This window comes from Arthrobacter sp. 24S4-2, assembly GCF_005280255.1.
Classification (GTDB): domain Bacteria; phylum Actinomycetota; class Actinomycetes; order Actinomycetales; family Micrococcaceae; genus Arthrobacter.
Map to the genome: position 1 here is coordinate 4,910,295 of NZ_CP040018.1, position 17,334 is coordinate 4,927,628.

Consider the following 17,334-nt stretch of genomic DNA (forward strand, 5'->3'; position numbering starts at 1 on the left):
GGCACCGGACTTTCCAGGCCAGCGGTAGGCTCAGAAAATGATTGGACGCGTTGATGAGGTCGTAGTGGATTGCCAAAGCCCGGCCGCACTTGCGGAGTTCTGGTCCTCGGTCCTCGGTGGCGAACCAGTGCATCGAAGCGATGCGTGGTCCTTCATCGATCCGCCGGGATGGACGCGGCTGGCCTTCCAACGAGTGCCCGAGAACAAACAAGGGAAAAACCGGCTCCACATAGACGTGCACGTGGAGGACGTGCCGGCAGCCTCTGACGCAGCCGAAGCCCTTGGAGCTGTCAGGATCGGCAAGATCCACATAGATAGTGTGGGCACGTTCCAAGTGCTCCAGGATCCGGAAGGCAACGAATGGTGCGTCGTGCGCGCAGCTACAGGCGGGTGACTACCTCTTGGGGTCGGGTCCAACCCGGCCGGCAGCCCTAGCCGCCGAGCACCACGTTGACCGGCGGCTCCCCCGCGAGCATGAGGTCGATCTGCCGCTGCAGCAGCCGGCCCATCCGCGGCCGCATCGCGGAGCTGGCTCCGCCCACGTGCGGGGTGATGATGACGCCGGGCGTTCCCCACAGCGGGTGGTCCTTGGGCAGCGGTTCGGGATCCGTCACGTCCAGCGCGGCGCGGATCCGTCCCGAGGCGGTGTGGCGGACCAGTGCTTCCGTGTCCGCCACCGGTCCCCTGGCAACGTTGACCAGCAGCGCGCCATCGGGCATTGCAGCCAGGAACGTGTCGTCGATCAGGTGATGCGTGGCGTCGCTGAGCGGGACGCCGACCACCACAATGTCGTGCTCGGGCAGCAGCTCCGGCAGCTCGGCGATTCCGTGGATGACGCCGCTCTCATCGGTCCGCCGCCGGCTGGCCACGCGCGTTACGCTCGTTTCGAACGGGATGAGCCGCTGCTCGATCGCCTTGCCCACGCCGCCGTAGCCCACGATGAGGACGCGGCGGTCAGCGAGGCTGGCGGTGGGCCGGGCTTCCCAGAGGCCCTCCTGCTGGTTCCGGATAAGCCGCGGAAGCTCCCGCTGGCTGGCCAGGATCATGGCGAGGACCAGTTCCGCGGTGGAGGTTTCGTGCACGCCGGCTGCATTAGCAAACAGCCGGCCGGCCGGAAGCGAGTCCGCCACGCCGTCGTACCCGATCGACTGGCTCTGCACCAGGGCAGTGCCCACAGCCTCAAGGTTCCGGAGGACGCGCGTCCCGCCCATGTACGGCGGGACCACGATGTCGATCTGATGCTGCGGCGGCTCGCCCGTGAAGTCCCACTCAAGAACAGTGACATCCGGGTGCGGCGTCAGGTATTCACGAAGTAGCGCGTCCGGCAGGCTGACTGTGATCTTCCGGGTCATGATTCTCCAACTGCTCCGTCGGCTCGGGGCAGGGGGACGCCACGGAAGCGCCGCCTGCCGGGAGGGTTATTTGCTGCCAGCCTAATGGAGGGACGCCATCCAACAGCGTTGCAGGGCGGATTGCGTCGGTGTACCTTGGCCGGATGCTGAGCATTGGCTCGATCGTGATCCGCGTTGACAACCTCCAGCTCCAGATGGCCTTTTGGCAGACCGCCCTTGGATTCGAGCCACGGCACGAACCGGAGGACGATTTCGTGATCCTGCAGCCCCAGGGCGGTGTGGGCACCTGCATCTCGCTGGACCGCGTCCCGTCCTCCGTGCACGTCCCGCCCCGCATCCACCTGGACCTGTACACGGAGGACCAGGCCGGCGAGGTGGAGCGGCTCCTTGGCCTGGGCGCCACCCGCGTCGAGTGGAGCAAACGGCCCGCAGATGCTGACTACGTGATCATGGCCGACCCCGAGGGCAACCGTTTCTGCGTCATCGACACCGCGGGCCGCTAACCGGCGCTGGAGCACCGCCGGCTGTCGTAGTCCCCGCGGGCTTCCTCCACCTGGTCCATGTTGCCGTCCGCCCACTCCTTCATACCGTGGATGACGCCCAGGAGCGAGTGTCCCAGCGGCGTGAGCTCGTAGTCCGTGCGCACGGGAACCGACAGGGTGAGCAGGCGGGTGACGACGCCGTCGCGTTCCAGCGAGCGCAGCGTGGACGTGAGCATCTTTTGGCTGGCCCCCGGAATCCGCCGGCGCAGCTGGCTGTGCCGAAGCTCCCCTTCCGCCAGCTCCAGCATCACCAGTGTGACCCACTTGCTGCTGATCGCTTCGAGGAGTTGGCGGGCCGGGCACAGGTCCAGTCCGTCCGTGTACCGCGCCTGTGCTTCCAGCCGTTTTTGGTCCGCCGTGAGAGTCATCGCAGAAAGGTCCCCTGTGCCATTGTCCTGTGCCATTGTCCTGTGCGGTTGTTCTTTTACCGTGCCGCGGCACCAGCCTAGTGAGGCGGCGCCGAGGGCGCCCGTCAGTGTGTCACGGTTGCAGCAACGGCCGGTAACAAAACGTGGAGGAGGCACTTCAAAGTTCCCTAGGCAGATCAAAGTGCGTTCTTCCGCCACCACGGCATGGCCCGGAAGGATCGGAACAGCGGACCTGACCATTCGCAGCGCACACATGCGCAGCAGAACACGGGTGCAGCCGCCCGAAACAACCTGACGAAAGGCCACCCATGCCCAGAATCCTCCATGTCAACGCCTCCCCCCGCGGGGACCACAGCGATTCACTGCTGCTTGCACGCCACTTCATCTCCGAAGCCCAGGCGGCCGGCGCCGACATTGAAGGCGACGCCAGCGGGGAAGGCGGTTTGGAGCTCGAAACCCTGAACCTGTTCGACGACGGCGCCCTGCCCGAGTTCGGCACCACCGCCGCGGCGGCCAAGATGGCTGTGTTCTCCGGGCAGGAGCAGACTCCGGAACAGCTGAAGGCCTGGGCCGATGCCCGCGCTGTGTTTGACCGCTTCGCTGCAGCCGACGCCTACATCTTCAACATTCCGATGTGGAACGCAGGCGTGCCGTACGTCCTGAAGCAGTGGATAGACATCGTCACCCAGCCGGGCTGGAGCTTCGGTTTCGACCCCGCTGCCGGCTACACCGGGCTCCTGGCAGGAAAGCACGCCCTGGCCATCCACACGAGCGGCGTCTACTCCCCCGGTGTCGCACCCGCCTTCGGCCAGGACTTCAGCAGCACCTTCTTCGCGGACTGGCTGCGCTTCGTGGGCATCACGGACGCCACGCATGTCCGCTTCGCGCCCACGGTGCTGAACCCCGACGTCGACGGCTCCCGCCGGGAAGCCGAAGCGGAACTGGCGAGGCACGCCGACGGCTTTGCCGCCCGGCTCCGCGCGACTGACCTCCGCGCGACTGACCTCTGCGCGACTGACCTTCAGCCGGTGGGCGGCTGAGTTTCCGTGGTCGCGGTGCCTGACCCGGTGTCAGTGCGGGCTTCTTGCAAGGTACGAGCGAGCAGGCAGAACTCGTTGCCTTCGGGATCACTGAGAACAACCCACGTTGCGTCGGGCCCTTGGCCCACGTCTGTGCGTCGCGCGCCCAGGCCCAGGAGTCGCTCAAGCTCGTCGGCTGTCGATGTGCCGTCGGCGCGGAGATCCAGATGCAGTCGGTTCTTGACGGACTTGTTCTCCGGCACCGGCACCACGTCGATTGTGGGCCATGAGCCGTCTGGTGGCGCAATGCTGATGACACCGTCGTCCTCGTCCACCACGTACCAGCCGAGGATGTTGCACCAGAAGTCGGCGACCACGCGCGGCCGCACGGCGTCGATGGCGATGACCGCTATACGACTGGACATGGCACCATCCTATGCGGGCTCTGGGGCTGGCCGTGAACCTGAGCGCGGGTCTGGTCTCGGCACCCGGCCCGGAGACTGCGGGAACGGCGGAAGCCGGGGTCGGCAGACAATACCGACCACGGCTTCCGCCGTTTTACCCCAGCCAACCGTTCTACCGCACCGCCGCCGGTTCGGCTTCGGAAGGCACGACGGCGGTATCAGCCGCCGGCGTGCCGCCCGCCGCCGGGCCCCCCGCCGTCGTGCTTTCAGTGACTTCACTTTCTTCCCCGCGGAACGCACGGAGCATGGCGTCGCGGTCGAACTGGCCCTCCCACTTCGCCACCACGAACGTGGCCACGCAGTTCCCCAACAGGTTTACGGAGACGCGCATGGAGTCCATGAGGCGGTCGGCACCAAGGAGCAGCGCGACGCCGGCCACGGGGAAAATGCCGAGGGCGCCGGCGGTTGCCGAAAGCGCCAGGAACGCTGAGCCGGGAACGCCGGCCATGCCCTTGGACGTGAGCATCAGGATGCCGAGGGCCGCGAGCTGCTGGCCGAGGTCGAGGTTGTGCCCGAACGCCTGGGCCAGGAACAGCAGGGAGATGGACAGGTAGATCGCGGCGCCGTCCAGGTTGAACGAATAGCCGGTGGGGACAACCAGTCCTGTGGTTGCCCGGGAGCAGCCGGCGTTGGTCAGTTTGGTCATGATACGCGGCAGTACGGACTCGGTGGAGGCCGTGCCGAGCGCCAGCAGGAACTCTTCACGGCTGTATTTGATGAACTGCCACAGCGGAACGCGCGGGTACACCCAGGCCACCACGAACAGCAGCGCAATAAAGATGATGGCGGCGCCGTAGCAGGCGGCGATCAGCAGCGCGTAGGTGCTCAGCGAGCCGAGGCCGTACTGGCCGATGATGAACGCCATGGCGCCGAACGCGCCCACGGGCGCGACGCGCATCACCCAGGTCATGATCTTGAAGAACAGCTCCAGCACGGTCTCCAGCAGATTCACCACGGGCAGGCAGCGTTCACGGCCCACTACAACGATGGCCGCGCCGAAGAACACCGAGAAACACAGCACCTGCAGCAGGTTGTTGGAGGCGAAGGCGCCCACCACGCTGGTGGGGATGATGCCCAGCAGGAACGCGCCGGCATCCTTGGGCGGGGCCGTGCCGGTCTTGGCGTTGAGGGCGTCCTGCGACAGCGTGCCGGGATCGATGTTCAGGCCTGCGCCCGGCTGCACGATGTTGCCCACCACGAGGCCGAACACCAGGGCGAACAGGGTGGCGCCGGTGAAGTAGAGCAGCGCCTTCACGCCAACGCGCCCCACGGCCTTCACATCACCCACGGCCGAGATGCCCGTGACAATCACCAGGAAGATCAGCGGGGCGATGATCATCTTGATGAGCTGGATGAAGCCGTCTCCAAGCGGGCGAAGGGCCGAGCCAAGGTCAGGCCAGAAGTGGCCGATGCCGATGCCCAAGCACACGGCCACGAGGATCTGGAAGAAGAGCGACTTGTACAGGGGCTTTTTCCGGGGCGTGCTGGAGTCGGGCACGGCGGACAGGGCGGGATTCGATGCCGAGGCGGGCGGGGGAGTTTTCATCGGGCTGCCAATCAACGGGGGAAAGGCGCGCTGGACGCCTTCAGGTCATTGGCAACGCTAAGGTTCCAGTGTTTCAGGGAGGATAAATCCATACTGCGGAATTGTTTAACCGCAAGATGGAAGCGGTCGGCGGCGGGGTCGCCCTGCGTTAGTCCCCGTCATCCCAGGTGTCGGCCGCCTGCGCCTGCTGTTCCTCGCGGATGTTCTTCGCCGTATCGGGGCCGAGGTAAGGCTGCTTGGGGTCGACGTCGTCAGGATCGCCAGGGCCGAGCAGGTCGGCGGGGTCCGTTGCGGATTCTTTGGGGTCGGTCATGGCGGCACCTTTCGTTCCTGGCTTGTAGGTCTCGCGTCGCCGGTTCGGCGGCACCTTCAGCCTATGGTTTGCGGTACTGGAGTGACCAGATTTCCGCCTGTTAAGTGCCGTGAGATGGAAAGGATTTACTCTCGAAAATCCGGTCAAAAGGGCAACAGCTGCTCTGGCGCACGGGCAAAAGCAGGCGCACGATGGAATTACCGGGCCACGAACTGCAGTGAGCAGTGCCCGGAGTCAAGCCCCCGCAGAGACCGGGCGTGCTGTTTGAAACCGGATGGAACTGATAGCCGCTTCACAGGGGAGTGTTATCGCGGCGAGATAGTCCTGCCCGAATTATCCCTCGCATCCTTTTCTAGGAGCAAAAGATATGTCCATCACTACACCAACTAAATCCCGCCCCTTCGGAACCCGATTTGCTTTGATTTCGGCTGTTTCGCTGGGTCTTATTGGCGGACCTGTTGCGCTGGCCGTGCCGGCTGACGCTTCAACGTCGCTTCGCGGTTGTACCGTGGACCCGTTGAAGCCCACGGACGAACGGAACAACTGGGCGGACTTCAGAATAAAGGTGGATTGCAACGGCAACAAGACCGTGGAAATCCGCCAGAAGCGCTTTGAAAAGGATCGGCACGGGCGCGACGACTTCCTGGGCCGTTCCGAGTTCAAGGAGCATTTCGATAGGCACGACGGCCGCGTCATCATCCATAGCAAGGACAAAGTCGACAAGGATAAGGCCAAGGACCGCGTGTACCAGGAGGTCTCCTTCCGGGTGAAGAGCGGCAACAACTGGTCTGACTGGACCCGCTGGGAGAGGAGCGACGTCGCGACCATCCGCTGACCGTTTCAGCGTTCCGCGCATCCGATCCGTTCAATGGATCTGCGCATCCTGGAGCCAGGGGCACCTGCCCCTGGCTCTTCCGTGTTGCGGGCCGACAGTGGAGTCAGCGCCCCTCGTCCTGAACTCGACCCAGTGCTGAACTCGACCCAGTGCTGAACTGGGGCCAATTAGCCTCTGGCAGCGGGCCCCCGGCGGCGTTATGTTTGCCCTACTGATGACCTGCATGACTCCTCATCAGCTTCGGTTCCAGTCGAAGGAGACGCTGTGAGCACGAAAGTTGAAAAGCAAATTGTGGTCAACGTGCCGGTGAGCACGGCCTACAGCCAGTGGACCCAGTTCGAGGACTTCCCACATTTCATGGCCGGCGTGGAGAGCGTCACGCGGCTCGGCGATGATCGCCTGAAATGGGTAGCCCACATCGCAGGGGTCCGCCGGGAGTGGGAGGCCAGCATCCTTGAGCAGGTTCCGGACCGGCGGGTGGCGTGGGCGGCCACCGCGGGTGCCACCAATTCCGGTGCCGTGGAATTCGGCGACGCCGGCGGCGGGAGGACGTCGCTGAAGCTCACCCTGGAATACCTGCCCGAGGGCGTCGTGGAGAAAGTGGGCGCCCTGCTCCATATAGTGGGCCGCCAGGCCGAACACGATCTCAAGGGATTCAAGAAATTCATCGAGCACGAAGGACATGCAACAGGCGCCTGGCGGGCAGCTGCTGCCGGCGGCACCGAAGTCACGGCCGGCACAGATGCAGCCGCCCCGGAGTACAACCGGTTCGCGCACCCGTTCGACCAGACCAACGGACTGGTCGACTTCGAGGGCGAGTCCGATGAAACAGCGGAGGGCGAAAACTACAGCGCCGCTGAACGTCAGCGCGAACTGCACCGCCACGACGGCCATCTCCCGCCGATGGGAGGCGGCCTGGGCCAGCACTGACCGGCTTCGCCCGTCGGAATTCACTTTCCCCAGCACTAAGGCACTCCCGCAGCACAAAGCACCGTCCCTGTCCGGAGCGGACGGGCGGGACGATGGCGGGCCTCTACTTCGCCGGGCTGCTCGCGGGCGTGATTGCATCCCTCGCTGCATCCCTCGTGGCGCTCCTGCTGCTGGCTTCGAAACCCCGGGGCCTGACCGCATTAGGGGGCGGACTTGTGGCTGTGCCGTTCGCTTCATGGGAGATGGAGTGGGTTGTCGGCCTCGTAGGGCACACCAATGTCCCCGTCGCAGTGCCGTCAGTTGCTCGCTGGATCCCCGCCATCCTCGTCGGTTGCGCCCTGGCCTGGTGCGGCCTTCGACCGGCGCGGCGGGCTGCGGTGTGGCTCGTAAACCTTGCCCTGTTGTGGGTGGTTCCCGCCCTCTTCATCTCAGTGAACTACGTTCTCGGGACGCGAGTACTGGCCGGCGACCTGCAGGAGATGCTGCTGATGAGCAGGCAGATCCTGGCGGCCAGTCTCGGACCCGACGGCGGAGCACTTCCCACAGTCTTCCTGGCCTTTGCCGTCGCACTGGCGGGGCTGGGCATCCGCTACGTTGCCGCTCGCAGACGGCCGGGGCAACACTCCTTAACTTTGTCCTCGCGCTGAACCACCGCCCCAGCCGGCATCTCGGTAAGTAGCCGATTTGAAACCGCCGGGGCCGTTCCCCAAGGCCATTTCTTCCTACAATTTAAGAGGCGGGAATTGCGGCAACCAGCCGCATGGGCCGCACCACAAGGAGGACCGCAATGGGTTTGGGTGACAGGATCCACAACGCCGCGGAGCGACTTCACGGCAAGGGAAAGAAAGCCGCCGGCGATGCCAGCGGAAACCGCCGGATGAGGGCGGAAGGCAAGGGCCAGGCGATTAAGGCCGACCTCAAGCAAGCCGGCGAAAAGTTCAGGCACGCCTTCAAGCGGCACTGATATCCGGCTGAATCGAATGGGCGGCTCCCCCCGGGGGGCCGCCCATTCCTTTGCCCTGCGGGCTCCGGGTCATGGCCGGGCCAGCCCGACCCACCCGGTCAGGCCCGGGGGCTCACCCACCATTAACGGTTGACGTCAACGCCCGGCTGGTCCTACACTTTTCATACAGCAGAATATAACTTCCACAATACGAAATAATGACGGAAGTTACTGTTGGACAGACGGAACCCCCGGACCACGCAAGGACATGACAATGACGTACACAGTGAACTGCTCCATCCTGCTGACGGAACTGCCGCTCCTGGAGCGGCCCGCCACAGCGAAGGCCGCCGGCTTTGACGCCGTCGAATTCTGGTGGCCCTTCGAAACCTCCGTCCCCACCGACGCCCAGGTCACCGAGTTCGAGAACGCCATCACCGACGCTGGCGTGCAGCTCACGGGCCTGAACTTCAACGCCGGCAACATGCCCGGCGGTGACCGCGGCCTGGTCTCCTGGCCCGAACGCTCCACCGAATTCCAGGACAACATTGACGTTGTCGCCGGCATCGGCGAGCGCCTCGGCTGCAAGGCCTTCAACGCCCTCTACGGCAACCGTGTCGACGGCGAATCCGCCGAGAAGCAGGACGCCATCGGCGCAGAGAACCTCGCGGCTGCGGCGGCCGGCGTCGCCCGCATCGGCGGCACCGTCCTCCTCGAACCCGTCAGCGGCGCACCCAGGTACCCGCTCCTCACCGCCGACGATGCCCTCAAGGTCATCGCCCGGGTCAGGGAAGAATCCGGCGCGCAGAACATCAAGCTCCTCGCCGACTTCTACCACCTGGCCGTCAACGGGGACGACGTCGCCGCCGTCATTGAAAACCACGCCAAGGACTTCGGCCACATCCAGATCGCAGACAACCCCGGCCGCGGGGCTCCCGGAACCGGGCAGCTTCCCCTCGGCGAGTGGATCGCCCGCAGCCGCGAACTCGGCTACACCGGCTACATCGGCCTCGAATACAAGGAACCGCAGGAAACGGCCTTCAGCTGGGCCATCCGCCAGCGCGTCTCCCGGTAACGGTTTCGACAGCCTCACCCCCACCCCACCAAAGACTTCAGAAAGAGAACCACAATGAGCAATGTTGCAGTCATCGGACTCGGAATCATGGGCCTGCCCATGGCCATCAACCTAGTCAAGGCCGGCCACACCGTCACCGGCTTCAACCGCAGCCAGGACAAGATCGACAAGCTCGTCTCCGAAGGCGGCAAGGGTGCCACCAGCATCGTCGACGCCGTCAAGGACGCCGACGTCGTCATCACCATGGTGCCGGACTCCCCTGATGTTGAGGGCGTAGTCAGCGGCAAGGACGGCGTCTTCGCCAACGCCAAGCAGGGCACGCTGTGGATTGACGCGTCCAGCATCCGCCCGGACGTGGCCAAGCGCCTGGCCGACGACGCCAAGGCCGCCGGCATCCGTGCCCTCGATGCCCCGGTCTCCGGCGGCGAGCAGGGCGCCATCGATGCCGCACTCTCCATCATGGTGGGTGGGGAAAAGGGAGACTTCGAGGCAGCGCAGGACGTCCTCAACGCCGTCGGCAAGACCATCGTCCACGTCGGCCCCGCGGGCTCCGGCCAGACCGTCAAGGCAGCCAACCAGCTGATCGTCGCCGTCAACATCGAGGTCCTGGGCGAAGCCATCGCGTTCCTCGAGGCCTACGGCGTTGACACCGACGCAGCACTCAAGGTTCTCGGCGGCGGCCTCGCCGGCTCCAAGGTCCTGGAACAGAAGGGCCAGAAGATGCTCGACCGCAACTTCGACCCCGGCTTCCGCCTGGCCCTGCACCACAAGGACCTCGGCATCGTCACCTCAGCAGCCCGCGAAGCCAATGTCGCCGTCCCGCTCGGCGCCGTCGTCGCACAGCTGGTCGCCGCCGCCGTCAACCAGGGCGACGGCGGACTGGACCACTCGGGACTCTTCAAGCAGGTCCTCCAGCTCAGCGGCCGGAAGTAAGCCAGCCGCGCTGACCGACCACAACTGCGGCACTTCGGCACGGACACGCCGGCCGCCGCCGTAATTTACGACGCCGACTCCCCCAAAGTGCACCGCGGCGAACGCCGGGCCTTCCATCAGCACACCCAAAAAAACTTCCTAGGAGTACACAATGACCAAGATGCGCACCGTAGACGCTGCCGTCGCAATCCTGGAAAAGGAGGGCGCCACCGAGGCGTTCGGCCTGCCAGGCGCGGCAATCAACCCGTTCTATTCGGCCATGCGTGCCCATGGCGGCATCCGCCACACCCTGGCCCGCCACGTTGAAGGCGCCAGCCACATGGCCGACGGCTACAGCCGGGCAAAGGACGGCAACATCGGCATCTGCATCGGCACCTCCGGCCCCGCCGGCACCGACATGATCACCGGGCTGTACGCGGCATGGGCCGACTCCATCCCCATGCTCTGCATCACCGGCCAGGCCCCGGTTGCCAAGCTGCACAAGGAAGACTTCCAGGCCGTGGACATCGAGTCCATCGCCAAGCCCGTCACCAAGATGGCCATGACCATCCTGGAGCCCGGCCAGGTTCCCGGCGCCTTCCAGAAAGCTTTCCAGCTGATGCGCTCCGGCCGTCCGGGCCCCGTGCTGCTGGACCTGCCGATCGACGTTCAGATGACTGAGATCGAATTCGACATCGACACCTACGAGCCGCTGCCCGTGGAGAAGCCCAAGGCCAGCCGCAAGCAGCTGGAAAAGGCCCTGGACATGCTGACGGCCGGCGAGCGCCCGCTGATCGTGGCCGGCGGCGGAATCATCAACGCCGGCGCGTCCGCACAGCTGGTGGAACTGGCCGAGCTGCTGAACGTCCCCGTGATCCCCACGCTGATGGGCTGGGGCGCCATCCCGGACGACCACACCCTGATGGCCGGCATGGTGGGCCTGCAGACCTCGCACCGCTACGGCAACGAGAACTTCCTGCGCAGCGACTTCGTGATCGGCATCGGCAACCGCTGGGCCAACCGCCACACCGGCGGCCTGGACACGTACACCGAGGGCCGCAAGTTCGTGCACATCGACATCGAGCCCACCCAGATCGGCCGCGTGTTCTCCCCGGACTTCGGCATCGCGTCCGACGCCGGTGCCGCCCTGGACGGGCTGCTGGAACTGGCCCGCGAACGCCGCGACGCCGGGTCGCTGCCGGACTACACCGCCTGGGTTGCCGAATGCGCCGAGCGCAAGGCCACCCTGCACCGCAAGACCCACTTCGACAACGTGCCGATCAAGCCGCAGCGCGTATACGAGGAGATGAACAAGGCGTTCGGCAAGGACACCACCTACGTGTCCACCATCGGCCTGTCCCAGATCGCCGGCGCCCAGATGCTGCACGTGTTCGGCCCGCGCAAGTGGATCAACGCCGGACAGGCCGGCCCACTGGGCTGGACCGCCCCCGCTGCACTGGGCGTGGTTCGCGGCAAGCCGGACGAGACCGTTGTTGCCCTGTCCGGTGACTACGACTTCCAGTTCATGATCGAGGAACTGGCCGTGGGCGCGCAGTTCAACCTGCCGTACATCCACGTGGTGGTGAACAACTCCTACCTGGGCCTGATCCGCCAGTCGCAGCGCGGCTTCAACATGGAACAGAACGTGTCCCTGGCGTTCGAGAACATCAACAGCGCGGACCTGTCCGAAAACACCAGGGGCTACGGCGTGGACCACATCAAGGTGGCCGAGGGCCTGGGCTGCAAGGCCATCCGCGTTGAAAACCCCGAGGACATGCCCGCCGCGTTCGACAAAGCCAAGGCACTCATGGGCGAGTTCCAGGTGCCCGTGGTGGTTGAAGTGATCCTGGAAAAGATCACCAACATCTCCATGGGCCTGGAAATCAACGCCGTGAACGAGTTCGAAGAACTGGCCCAGACCCGCGCCGACGCCCCCACCGCAATCCTGGCCCTGCAGGCATAAGAATGCGCGTCGTAATAGCGCCGGACAAGTTCAAGGGCTCGCTGTCCGCACCCGATGTTGCCCGGCACCTGGAAACAGGGCTCCAGGCGGCAACAGGCCACAACCTTGACGTCATCCGGATTCCGGTGGCCGACGGCGGCGAGGGTACCCTCGACGCCGCCGTCGGCTCCGGCTTCACCCGCCGGAGCGTCGTGGTCAGCGGCCCCACCGGGCAGCGGATCCGGGCAGAATTCGCGGTCCGCGGACGCGAGGCGGTCATCGAAATGGCCGCCGCGTCCGGCCTGGCAGTCCTGCCCGGCGGCGCCGGGTCCGGCGAAGGCGGCTCCAGCGGCCGGCCTGATTCGGCCACCGCCAAAGCCGCCACCAGCCTGGGCACCGGCGAACTGATCCGGGCAGCGCTCGACGCCGGGTGCCGGCAGATCATTTTGGGCGTCGGCGGGAGCGCCAACACCGACGGCGGCGCCGGCGTCCTGCAGGGACTCGGCGCCAAGCTCCTCGACGCCGACGGCAACGACCTGCCTCCCGGCGGCGCGGCCCTGGCCCGGCTGGACCGGATCGACTTCTCCGGCTTCGACTCCCGCCTGGACGACGCCCGCTTCATCCTCGCCAGCGACGTGGACAACCCCCTGCTCGGAACCGAAGGCGCCCCGGCGATCTTCGGCCCGCAGAAGGGTGCCACCCCCGAGGACGTGGCAACGCTCGACGCCGCCCTGGCCCACTTTGTGGACGTCCTCTCGGCCGAAATCGGGCCCCGCGCCCGGAAGGCCGCGGACGCACCGGGCGCCGGAGCGGCGGGCGGCGTGGGCTACGCGGCCATCGCGGTCCTGGCCGCAACACGCAGGCCTGGCATCGACGTCGTACTTGAATTCACCGGACTGGCCGACCGGCTGGCCGGCGCGGACCTGGTGATCACCGGCGAAGGCAGCCTGGACGAACAGAGCCTGCTCGGCAAGACGCCCATGGGTGTTGCGCGGGCGGCTGCGCGGGCCGGCGTGCCCGTGGTGGCCGTCTGCGGCCGGACCACGCTGACGCCCGGGCAGCAGAAGGATTCCGGTTTCCGGCAGGTCTACCCACTGACCTCACTGGAGGCCAAGGTAGAAATATGTATAGCCGAAGCAGGACCCCTGCTTGAACAATTGGGAAAGCACATCGGCGTGGAACTGGCGGACCTGGCCCCGGCCCACGCCGCGGTAGATTCCACCCCGTCAGCGAACATTGCCCGCACAAAGGAGCCCCTCAATGTCTGAAGAAACCTTTGACCTCGTCATCCGGGGCCAGCGCATCCTCACCACGGCCGGCATCGCAGCCCGTGAAGTGGGCGTGCGCGGCGGCAAGATCGTGGCCATCGAGCCGCTGGGCAACGGCCTTTCCGGCGCCGAAGTGATTGAGCTCGCCGACGACGAAACCCTCCTTCCCGGCCTGGTGGACACGCACGTCCACGTCAACGAGCCCGGCCGCACCGAGTGGGAGGGCTTCGCGTCCGCCACCCGCGCCGCCGCAGCCGGCGGCGTGACCACCATCATCGACATGCCGCTGAACTCCATCCCGCCCACCACCACCGTGGAAGGCCTCAAGCTCAAGCGCGAGGTGGCCGAGGACCAGGCGTTCGTTGACGTCGGGTTCTGGGGCGGCGCCGTGCCCGGCAACAAGTCCGAACTGCGCGGCCTGCACGACGAGGGCGTGTTCGGCTTCAAGTGCTTCCTGTTGCATTCCGGCGTGGACGAGTTCCCGCATCTGGAAGCGGACGAGATGGAAGAGGACATGGCCGAGCTCAAGTCCTTCGATTCGCTCATGATCGTCCACGCCGAGGACTCCCACGCGATTGACCGCGCACCGCACCCCGGCGGCGACCACTACTCCACCTTCCTGGCTTCCCGCCCCCGCGGCGCCGAGAACAAGGCCATCGCGGAGGTGATCGAGCGGGCCCGCTGGACCGGAGCCCGCGCCCACATCCTGCACCTCTCCTCCTCGGACGCGCTGCCCATGATCGCGTCCGCCAAGCGCGACGGCGTCCACCTCACCGTGGAGACCTGCCCGCACTACCTCACGCTGATGGCCGAGGAAATCCCCGACGGCGCCACCGCCTACAAGTGCTGCCCGCCCATCCGCGAGGCCTCCAACCGCGAGCTGCTGTGGAAGGGCCTGGAGGACGGCACCATCGACTGCATCGTCTCCGACCACTCCCCCTCGACGCTTGACCTGAAGGACCTGGAAAACGGCGACTTCGCTGTGGCCTGGGGCGGCGTCTCCTCGCTGCAGCTGGGCCTGTCGCTGATCTGGACCGAAGCCCGGCACCGCGGCATCCCGCTGGAGCAGGTGGTTTCCTGGATGGCCGAAAAGCCCGCCGCACTGGCACGCCTCTCCAACAAGGGCCAGCTGGCACTCGGGTACGACGCCGATTTCTCCGTCTTCGCACCGGACGAGGCCTTCGTGGTGGACGTCTCCAAGCTCAAGCACAAGAACCCCATCACGCCGTACGACGGCAAGGCACTCTCCGGCGTGGTCCGCAAGACATTCCTGCGCGGACATGTAGTGGACGGCCAGACCCCCAGCGGCAAGCTCATCCGCCGCGGCGGCGTCTGAGGCACCACGCCATGGCTGTCCAGGTACATTCCCCGCGCGGCATATGCGCGACGCGTCCGGCGCTGGCGAAGCCCGCATCGGCGGGTCCTGCGTTGAAGGCCCATGGCCTGGCCGTCTGGGTGACCCTGGACGGCGATGAGGACATCGATGACGCCGTGATGGCGCGCGCCGCGGAACTATTGCTGGCGCGCGCACTGAAGATTGCTCCGGAGGCGGAAGTCCACGTCTGGCCCGCCGCCGGAGCTGCAACCTCCGCTGCCCACGCTGCCCCGCCGGGGGGACCGCACGGGCCAGCAGGCAGCGGAACCCAGGGGCCGTCGTCGTCCGTTCCGGAGGACTCCCCGGAGGACGACGACGGCGCAACCCACCTCCCGCCGCTGGCCGGACCCGCCAGCCTGGTGTCGGTGGATCTTGCCGCCGGCGAAGTGCAACTGGACGGACAGCCCGTGCCGCTGACCGGAGTCGAGTTCAAGCTCCTGCGCTATCTCGTGGAGAATTGTTCGCGGGCCATCAGCCGGGAAGAGCTTCGGCTGTTCCTGGAATCGTTCGATTCCCCGGCGGCGGCCTCCCGTTCCATCGATGTGTACGTGGGCCGGGTGCGGCGGAAGTTGCGGGGCGGCCGGCATGCGATCGCCACGGTGCGCGGCGGCGGCTACCAATTCGTCCCGGGCCCGCATGCCAAAGTGCGCGGGCCTGCGGAATACTGCATCTGAACCCGTGGTTGTTTCAGTAGAAGCCGACCCAGTACTCATCGCTTTTGTCAGTAATCAGACTCCCGAAGGATCATCATGAGCCCCACTCTGACCACCAAGCTCCAGCCCGGAACCCAGGCGCCGGACTTCACCCTGCCGGACGCCCAGGGCAAGCCGACGTCATTGGCTGACTACCGCGGCAAGAACGTCATCGTCTACTTCTACCCGGAAGCGGCCACACCCGGCTGCACCACCGAGGCCTGCGACTTCCGCGACAGCCTCGAGTCCCTGAAGGGCTCCGGCTACGAGGTCCTGGGCGTCTCCCCCGACGCCCCCGAGAAGCTGGCCCACTTCACCGGCGACTTCGCCCTGACCTTCCCGCTCCTGGCCGACGAGGACCACTCCGTGGCACTGTCCTACGGCGCGTGGGGCGAAAAGCTGCGGGACGGCGAAGTCACCGAGGGCATCGTCCGCTCCACCGTGGTGCTGGACCCCGAAGGCAAAGTGAAGTTGGCCCAGTACCAGGTCAAGGCGCAGGGCCACGTGGCAGCGCTGAAGGAAACCCTCGGCCTCTAGGACGCTCTCTCACCTTTTGCACGATTTGGGTTGACGCTCTCTCACTTCCCGCGCGATTCGGGCCGACGCTCTCTCACCTTTCGCAACAAAAGCCGGAACGCTCTCTCACCGTGGTGAGAGAGCGTTCCGGCTTTTCCTGTATGTAGTGAGAGAGCGTCCCGGATTAAGCGGCGGGAAGTGAGAGAGCGTCGTCTGGTGGATCAGCTGTGTGACAGGCCGGTCAGGAGGCCCATCCGGACGGGCCGGCGGCAAGCTCGGTTTGGCGGACCTCTGCTGGCCGTAAGCTGGCCGGAGTGAAACAGGCGCCGGCGTCGGGAAAGCCCGGAACCACAATGCGGGCGTGGCTCTGGACTTCGGTCACGGTGTCCCGGGTGTGCTCAGCGATTTTGGCCATGGTGGTGACCCACATTCCGTCCATGGCCTTGACCCGGCTGATCAGCTGTTCCAGTGCCACCGCCTTGGAGGGCCGGCCGGAGATAAACGGGTGGTTGGTCAGCACGAAGCAGCTTCCGGCGGCGTGGTGCGCCTCCGCTTCGAGCGTCCACATTTCCAGGACCTTTGCGGGGCTTTCGATAACTCCGCTTCCGGTCACCCCGGGGTAGAAGGCGTACTGCTCCCAGTCGTCGAGCGCCCAGTCGACCGGGATTTCAACCAAGTCCCTGGGGTCGCCGTCGGCGACGCTGAAGCGGTAGGGGGCGTCGCCGTCGAGCAGGCTTGAGTCGTAGAGGAAGCCGCGGTCCGCCAGGAGGGCCGGCGAGTGCCAGTTCAGCTCCCACCAGGGGGCCCGGTAGCCAACCGGCCGCACGCCAGCGACCTTGGCCAGTGCTTCCAGCCCCCGGTCGATGTACCGTGCCTCTGTGGCGGCATCGATGCCCTGCATGGGTTCGTGCAGATAGCCGTGGTGGGCGACCTCATGGCCGGCGTCAACGATCCGGCGCACCACGTCGGGGTAGCTTTCGGCGGTGAAGCCGGGGATGAAGAAGGTGGCCGGGATGTCCTGGCGCTGCAGGATCTGCAGCAGCCGCGGCACCGCAACCTTGGGCCCGTAGGACTGGTGGGTCATGAGGGACATGCGGCGTGTGCTGGTGGGGTCGTGGGCGATGGTGCAGGATTCCGCGTCAACATCGAAGGTGAAGGAGGCGGCCGCCCGGTATCCTTCGGGCCAGGTGATGGGATGGGCAGAATCCGGGAATACGGGGAAGTCCATGGTCCGGTTCCTTT

20 protein-coding genes are annotated in these 17,334 nt (G+C 66.0%); 14 read left to right on the top strand and 6 right to left on the bottom strand.

What is annotated here, in order from left to right; genetic code table 11:
- Positions 1-37 precede the first annotated feature (37 nt).
- Positions 38-394, top strand: a complete 357-nt coding sequence (locus tag FCN77_RS22785) for a VOC family protein (RefSeq protein ID WP_137324112.1) — start codon at positions 38-40, stop codon at positions 392-394.
- A 37-nt stretch (positions 395-431) separates the two neighbouring features.
- Here the strand turns inward: FCN77_RS22785 and FCN77_RS22790 are convergent, their stop codons facing one another.
- On the bottom strand, positions 432-1,352 hold the full coding sequence (locus FCN77_RS22790) for a 2-hydroxyacid dehydrogenase (RefSeq protein ID WP_137324113.1): 921 nt from the start codon (positions 1,350-1,352) through the stop codon (positions 432-434).
- 143 nt (positions 1,353-1,495) lie between these two features.
- Here FCN77_RS22790 and FCN77_RS22795 point away from each other — a divergent pair, with 143 nt between their 5' ends.
- Complete coding sequence (locus FCN77_RS22795; RefSeq protein ID WP_137324114.1) at positions 1,496-1,855, top strand: VOC family protein; 360 nt, start codon at positions 1,496-1,498, stop codon at positions 1,853-1,855.
- Here FCN77_RS22795 and FCN77_RS22800 read toward each other — a convergent pair.
- A complete protein-coding gene (locus FCN77_RS22800; RefSeq protein ID WP_254678704.1) occupies positions 1,852-2,298 on the bottom strand; it encodes a helix-turn-helix domain-containing protein in 447 nt (148 codons plus the stop codon). The two genes, FCN77_RS22795 and FCN77_RS22800, sit on opposite strands and share 4 nt — an antisense overlap.
- A gap of 272 nt (positions 2,299-2,570) precedes the next feature.
- On the opposite strand from FCN77_RS22800, the gene FCN77_RS22805 reads away from it, so the two are divergent.
- Complete coding sequence (locus FCN77_RS22805; RefSeq protein ID WP_137324116.1) at positions 2,571-3,302, top strand: FMN-dependent NADH-azoreductase; 732 nt, start codon at positions 2,571-2,573, stop codon at positions 3,300-3,302.
- On the opposite strand, the gene FCN77_RS22810 is transcribed toward FCN77_RS22805, so the two are convergent.
- From FCN77_RS22810 to FCN77_RS26115, 3 genes are all read right to left on the bottom strand, one after another.
- Positions 3,284-3,706 carry a VOC family protein gene (locus FCN77_RS22810; protein WP_137324117.1) on the bottom strand — a complete coding sequence of 141 codons (423 nt, stop codon included), beginning with the start codon at positions 3,704-3,706 and terminating at the stop codon, positions 3,284-3,286. The two genes, FCN77_RS22805 and FCN77_RS22810, sit on opposite strands and share 19 nt — an antisense overlap.
- Positions 3,707-3,857: 151 nt before the next feature.
- Positions 3,858-5,291: a cation:dicarboxylase symporter family transporter gene (locus tag FCN77_RS22815; RefSeq protein ID WP_254678705.1), complete on the bottom strand. Its 1,434-nt coding sequence runs from the start codon at positions 5,289-5,291 to the stop codon at positions 3,858-3,860.
- 148 nt (positions 5,292-5,439) lie between these two features.
- Positions 5,440-5,604: a hypothetical protein gene (locus FCN77_RS26115; protein WP_175417360.1), complete on the bottom strand. Its 165-nt coding sequence runs from the start codon at positions 5,602-5,604 to the stop codon at positions 5,440-5,442.
- Between the two features lie 367 nt (positions 5,605-5,971).
- Here FCN77_RS26115 and FCN77_RS22820 point away from each other — a divergent pair, with 367 nt between their 5' ends.
- From FCN77_RS22820 to bcp, 11 genes are all read left to right on the top strand, one after another.
- Complete coding sequence (locus FCN77_RS22820) at positions 5,972-6,439, top strand: hypothetical protein (protein WP_137324118.1); 468 nt, start codon at positions 5,972-5,974, stop codon at positions 6,437-6,439.
- 264 nt (positions 6,440-6,703) lie between these two features.
- Positions 6,704-7,369 (top strand): SRPBCC family protein, encoded by a 666-nt coding sequence (locus FCN77_RS22825; RefSeq protein ID WP_137324119.1) that lies wholly within the window; start codon positions 6,704-6,706, stop codon positions 7,367-7,369.
- Between the two features lie 92 nt (positions 7,370-7,461).
- Positions 7,462-8,016 (top strand): hypothetical protein, encoded by a 555-nt coding sequence (locus FCN77_RS22830; RefSeq protein ID WP_175417361.1) that lies wholly within the window; start codon positions 7,462-7,464, stop codon positions 8,014-8,016.
- 140 nt (positions 8,017-8,156) lie between these two features.
- Positions 8,157-8,333 (top strand): CsbD family protein, encoded by a 177-nt coding sequence (locus FCN77_RS22835; RefSeq protein ID WP_137324120.1) that lies wholly within the window; start codon positions 8,157-8,159, stop codon positions 8,331-8,333.
- 253 nt (positions 8,334-8,586) lie between these two features.
- Complete coding sequence (locus FCN77_RS22840; RefSeq protein WP_137324121.1) at positions 8,587-9,387, top strand: hydroxypyruvate isomerase family protein; 801 nt, start codon at positions 8,587-8,589, stop codon at positions 9,385-9,387.
- Positions 9,388-9,441: 54 nt separating this feature from the next.
- The gene (locus FCN77_RS22845) at positions 9,442-10,320 is read left to right on the top strand and encodes a 2-hydroxy-3-oxopropionate reductase (RefSeq protein WP_137324122.1); all 879 of its coding nucleotides are present in this window, start codon (positions 9,442-9,444) and stop codon (positions 10,318-10,320) included.
- 151 nt (positions 10,321-10,471) lie between these two features.
- Positions 10,472-12,262, top strand: a complete 1,791-nt coding sequence (gene gcl, locus FCN77_RS22850) for a glyoxylate carboligase (RefSeq protein WP_137324123.1) — start codon at positions 10,472-10,474, stop codon at positions 12,260-12,262.
- A 2-nt stretch (positions 12,263-12,264) separates the two neighbouring features.
- Positions 12,265-13,509 carry a glycerate kinase gene (locus tag FCN77_RS22855; protein WP_137324124.1) on the top strand — a complete coding sequence of 415 codons (1,245 nt, stop codon included), beginning with the start codon at positions 12,265-12,267 and terminating at the stop codon, positions 13,507-13,509.
- On the top strand, positions 13,502-14,845 hold the full coding sequence (gene allB, locus FCN77_RS22860) for an allantoinase AllB (RefSeq protein ID WP_137324125.1): 1,344 nt from the start codon (positions 13,502-13,504) through the stop codon (positions 14,843-14,845). Before FCN77_RS22855 ends, allB begins: the two co-directional genes overlap by 8 nt.
- Positions 14,846-14,856: 11 nt before the next feature.
- Entirely contained in the window at positions 14,857-15,558 is a 702-nt protein-coding gene (locus FCN77_RS22865; RefSeq protein ID WP_137324126.1) for a winged helix-turn-helix domain-containing protein, read from the top strand.
- A 75-nt stretch (positions 15,559-15,633) separates the two neighbouring features.
- Positions 15,634-16,113, top strand: a complete 480-nt coding sequence (gene bcp / locus FCN77_RS22870) for a thioredoxin-dependent thiol peroxidase (RefSeq protein WP_137324127.1) — start codon at positions 15,634-15,636, stop codon at positions 16,111-16,113.
- A 220-nt stretch (positions 16,114-16,333) separates the two neighbouring features.
- On the opposite strand, the gene FCN77_RS22875 is transcribed toward bcp, so the two are convergent.
- Positions 16,334-17,320: a polysaccharide deacetylase gene (locus tag FCN77_RS22875; RefSeq protein WP_137324128.1), complete on the bottom strand. Its 987-nt coding sequence runs from the start codon at positions 17,318-17,320 to the stop codon at positions 16,334-16,336.
- Positions 17,321-17,334: the final 14 nt, after the last annotated feature.

Bases quoted from the DNA above. Each gene is read 5' to 3' on its own strand.
- FCN77_RS22785 (WP_137324112.1), top strand. From the start codon at position 38: ATGATTGGACGCGTTGATGAGGTCGTAGTGGATTGCCAAAGCCCGGCC.
- FCN77_RS22790 (WP_137324113.1), bottom strand. From the start codon at position 1,352: ATGACCCGGAAGATCACAGTCAGCCTGCCGGACGCGCTACTTCGTGAA.
- FCN77_RS22795 (WP_137324114.1), top strand. From the start codon at position 1,496: ATGCTGAGCATTGGCTCGATCGTGATCCGCGTTGACAACCTCCAGCTC.
- FCN77_RS22800 (WP_254678704.1), bottom strand. From the start codon at position 2,298: ATGGCACAGGACAATGGCACAGGGGACCTTTCTGCGATGACTCTCACG.
- FCN77_RS22805 (WP_137324116.1), top strand. From the start codon at position 2,571: ATGCCCAGAATCCTCCATGTCAACGCCTCCCCCCGCGGGGACCACAGC.
- FCN77_RS22810 (WP_137324117.1), bottom strand. From the start codon at position 3,706: ATGTCCAGTCGTATAGCGGTCATCGCCATCGACGCCGTGCGGCCGCGC.
- FCN77_RS22815 (WP_254678705.1), bottom strand. From the start codon at position 5,291: ATGAAAACTCCCCCGCCCGCCTCGGCATCGAATCCCGCCCTGTCCGCC.
- FCN77_RS26115 (WP_175417360.1), bottom strand. From the start codon at position 5,604: ATGACCGACCCCAAAGAATCCGCAACGGACCCCGCCGACCTGCTCGGC.
- FCN77_RS22820 (WP_137324118.1), top strand. From the start codon at position 5,972: ATGTCCATCACTACACCAACTAAATCCCGCCCCTTCGGAACCCGATTT.
- FCN77_RS22830 (WP_175417361.1), top strand. From the start codon at position 7,462: ATGGCGGGCCTCTACTTCGCCGGGCTGCTCGCGGGCGTGATTGCATCC.
- FCN77_RS22835 (WP_137324120.1), top strand. From the start codon at position 8,157: ATGGGTTTGGGTGACAGGATCCACAACGCCGCGGAGCGACTTCACGGC.
- FCN77_RS22840 (WP_137324121.1), top strand. From the start codon at position 8,587: ATGACGTACACAGTGAACTGCTCCATCCTGCTGACGGAACTGCCGCTC.
- FCN77_RS22845 (WP_137324122.1), top strand. From the start codon at position 9,442: ATGAGCAATGTTGCAGTCATCGGACTCGGAATCATGGGCCTGCCCATG.
- gcl (WP_137324123.1), top strand. From the start codon at position 10,472: ATGACCAAGATGCGCACCGTAGACGCTGCCGTCGCAATCCTGGAAAAG.
- FCN77_RS22855 (WP_137324124.1), top strand. From the start codon at position 12,265: ATGCGCGTCGTAATAGCGCCGGACAAGTTCAAGGGCTCGCTGTCCGCA.
- allB (WP_137324125.1), top strand. From the start codon at position 13,502: ATGTCTGAAGAAACCTTTGACCTCGTCATCCGGGGCCAGCGCATCCTC.
- FCN77_RS22865 (WP_137324126.1), top strand. From the start codon at position 14,857: ATGGCTGTCCAGGTACATTCCCCGCGCGGCATATGCGCGACGCGTCCG.
- bcp (WP_137324127.1), top strand. From the start codon at position 15,634: ATGAGCCCCACTCTGACCACCAAGCTCCAGCCCGGAACCCAGGCGCCG.
- FCN77_RS22875 (WP_137324128.1), bottom strand. From the start codon at position 17,320: ATGGACTTCCCCGTATTCCCGGATTCTGCCCATCCCATCACCTGGCCC.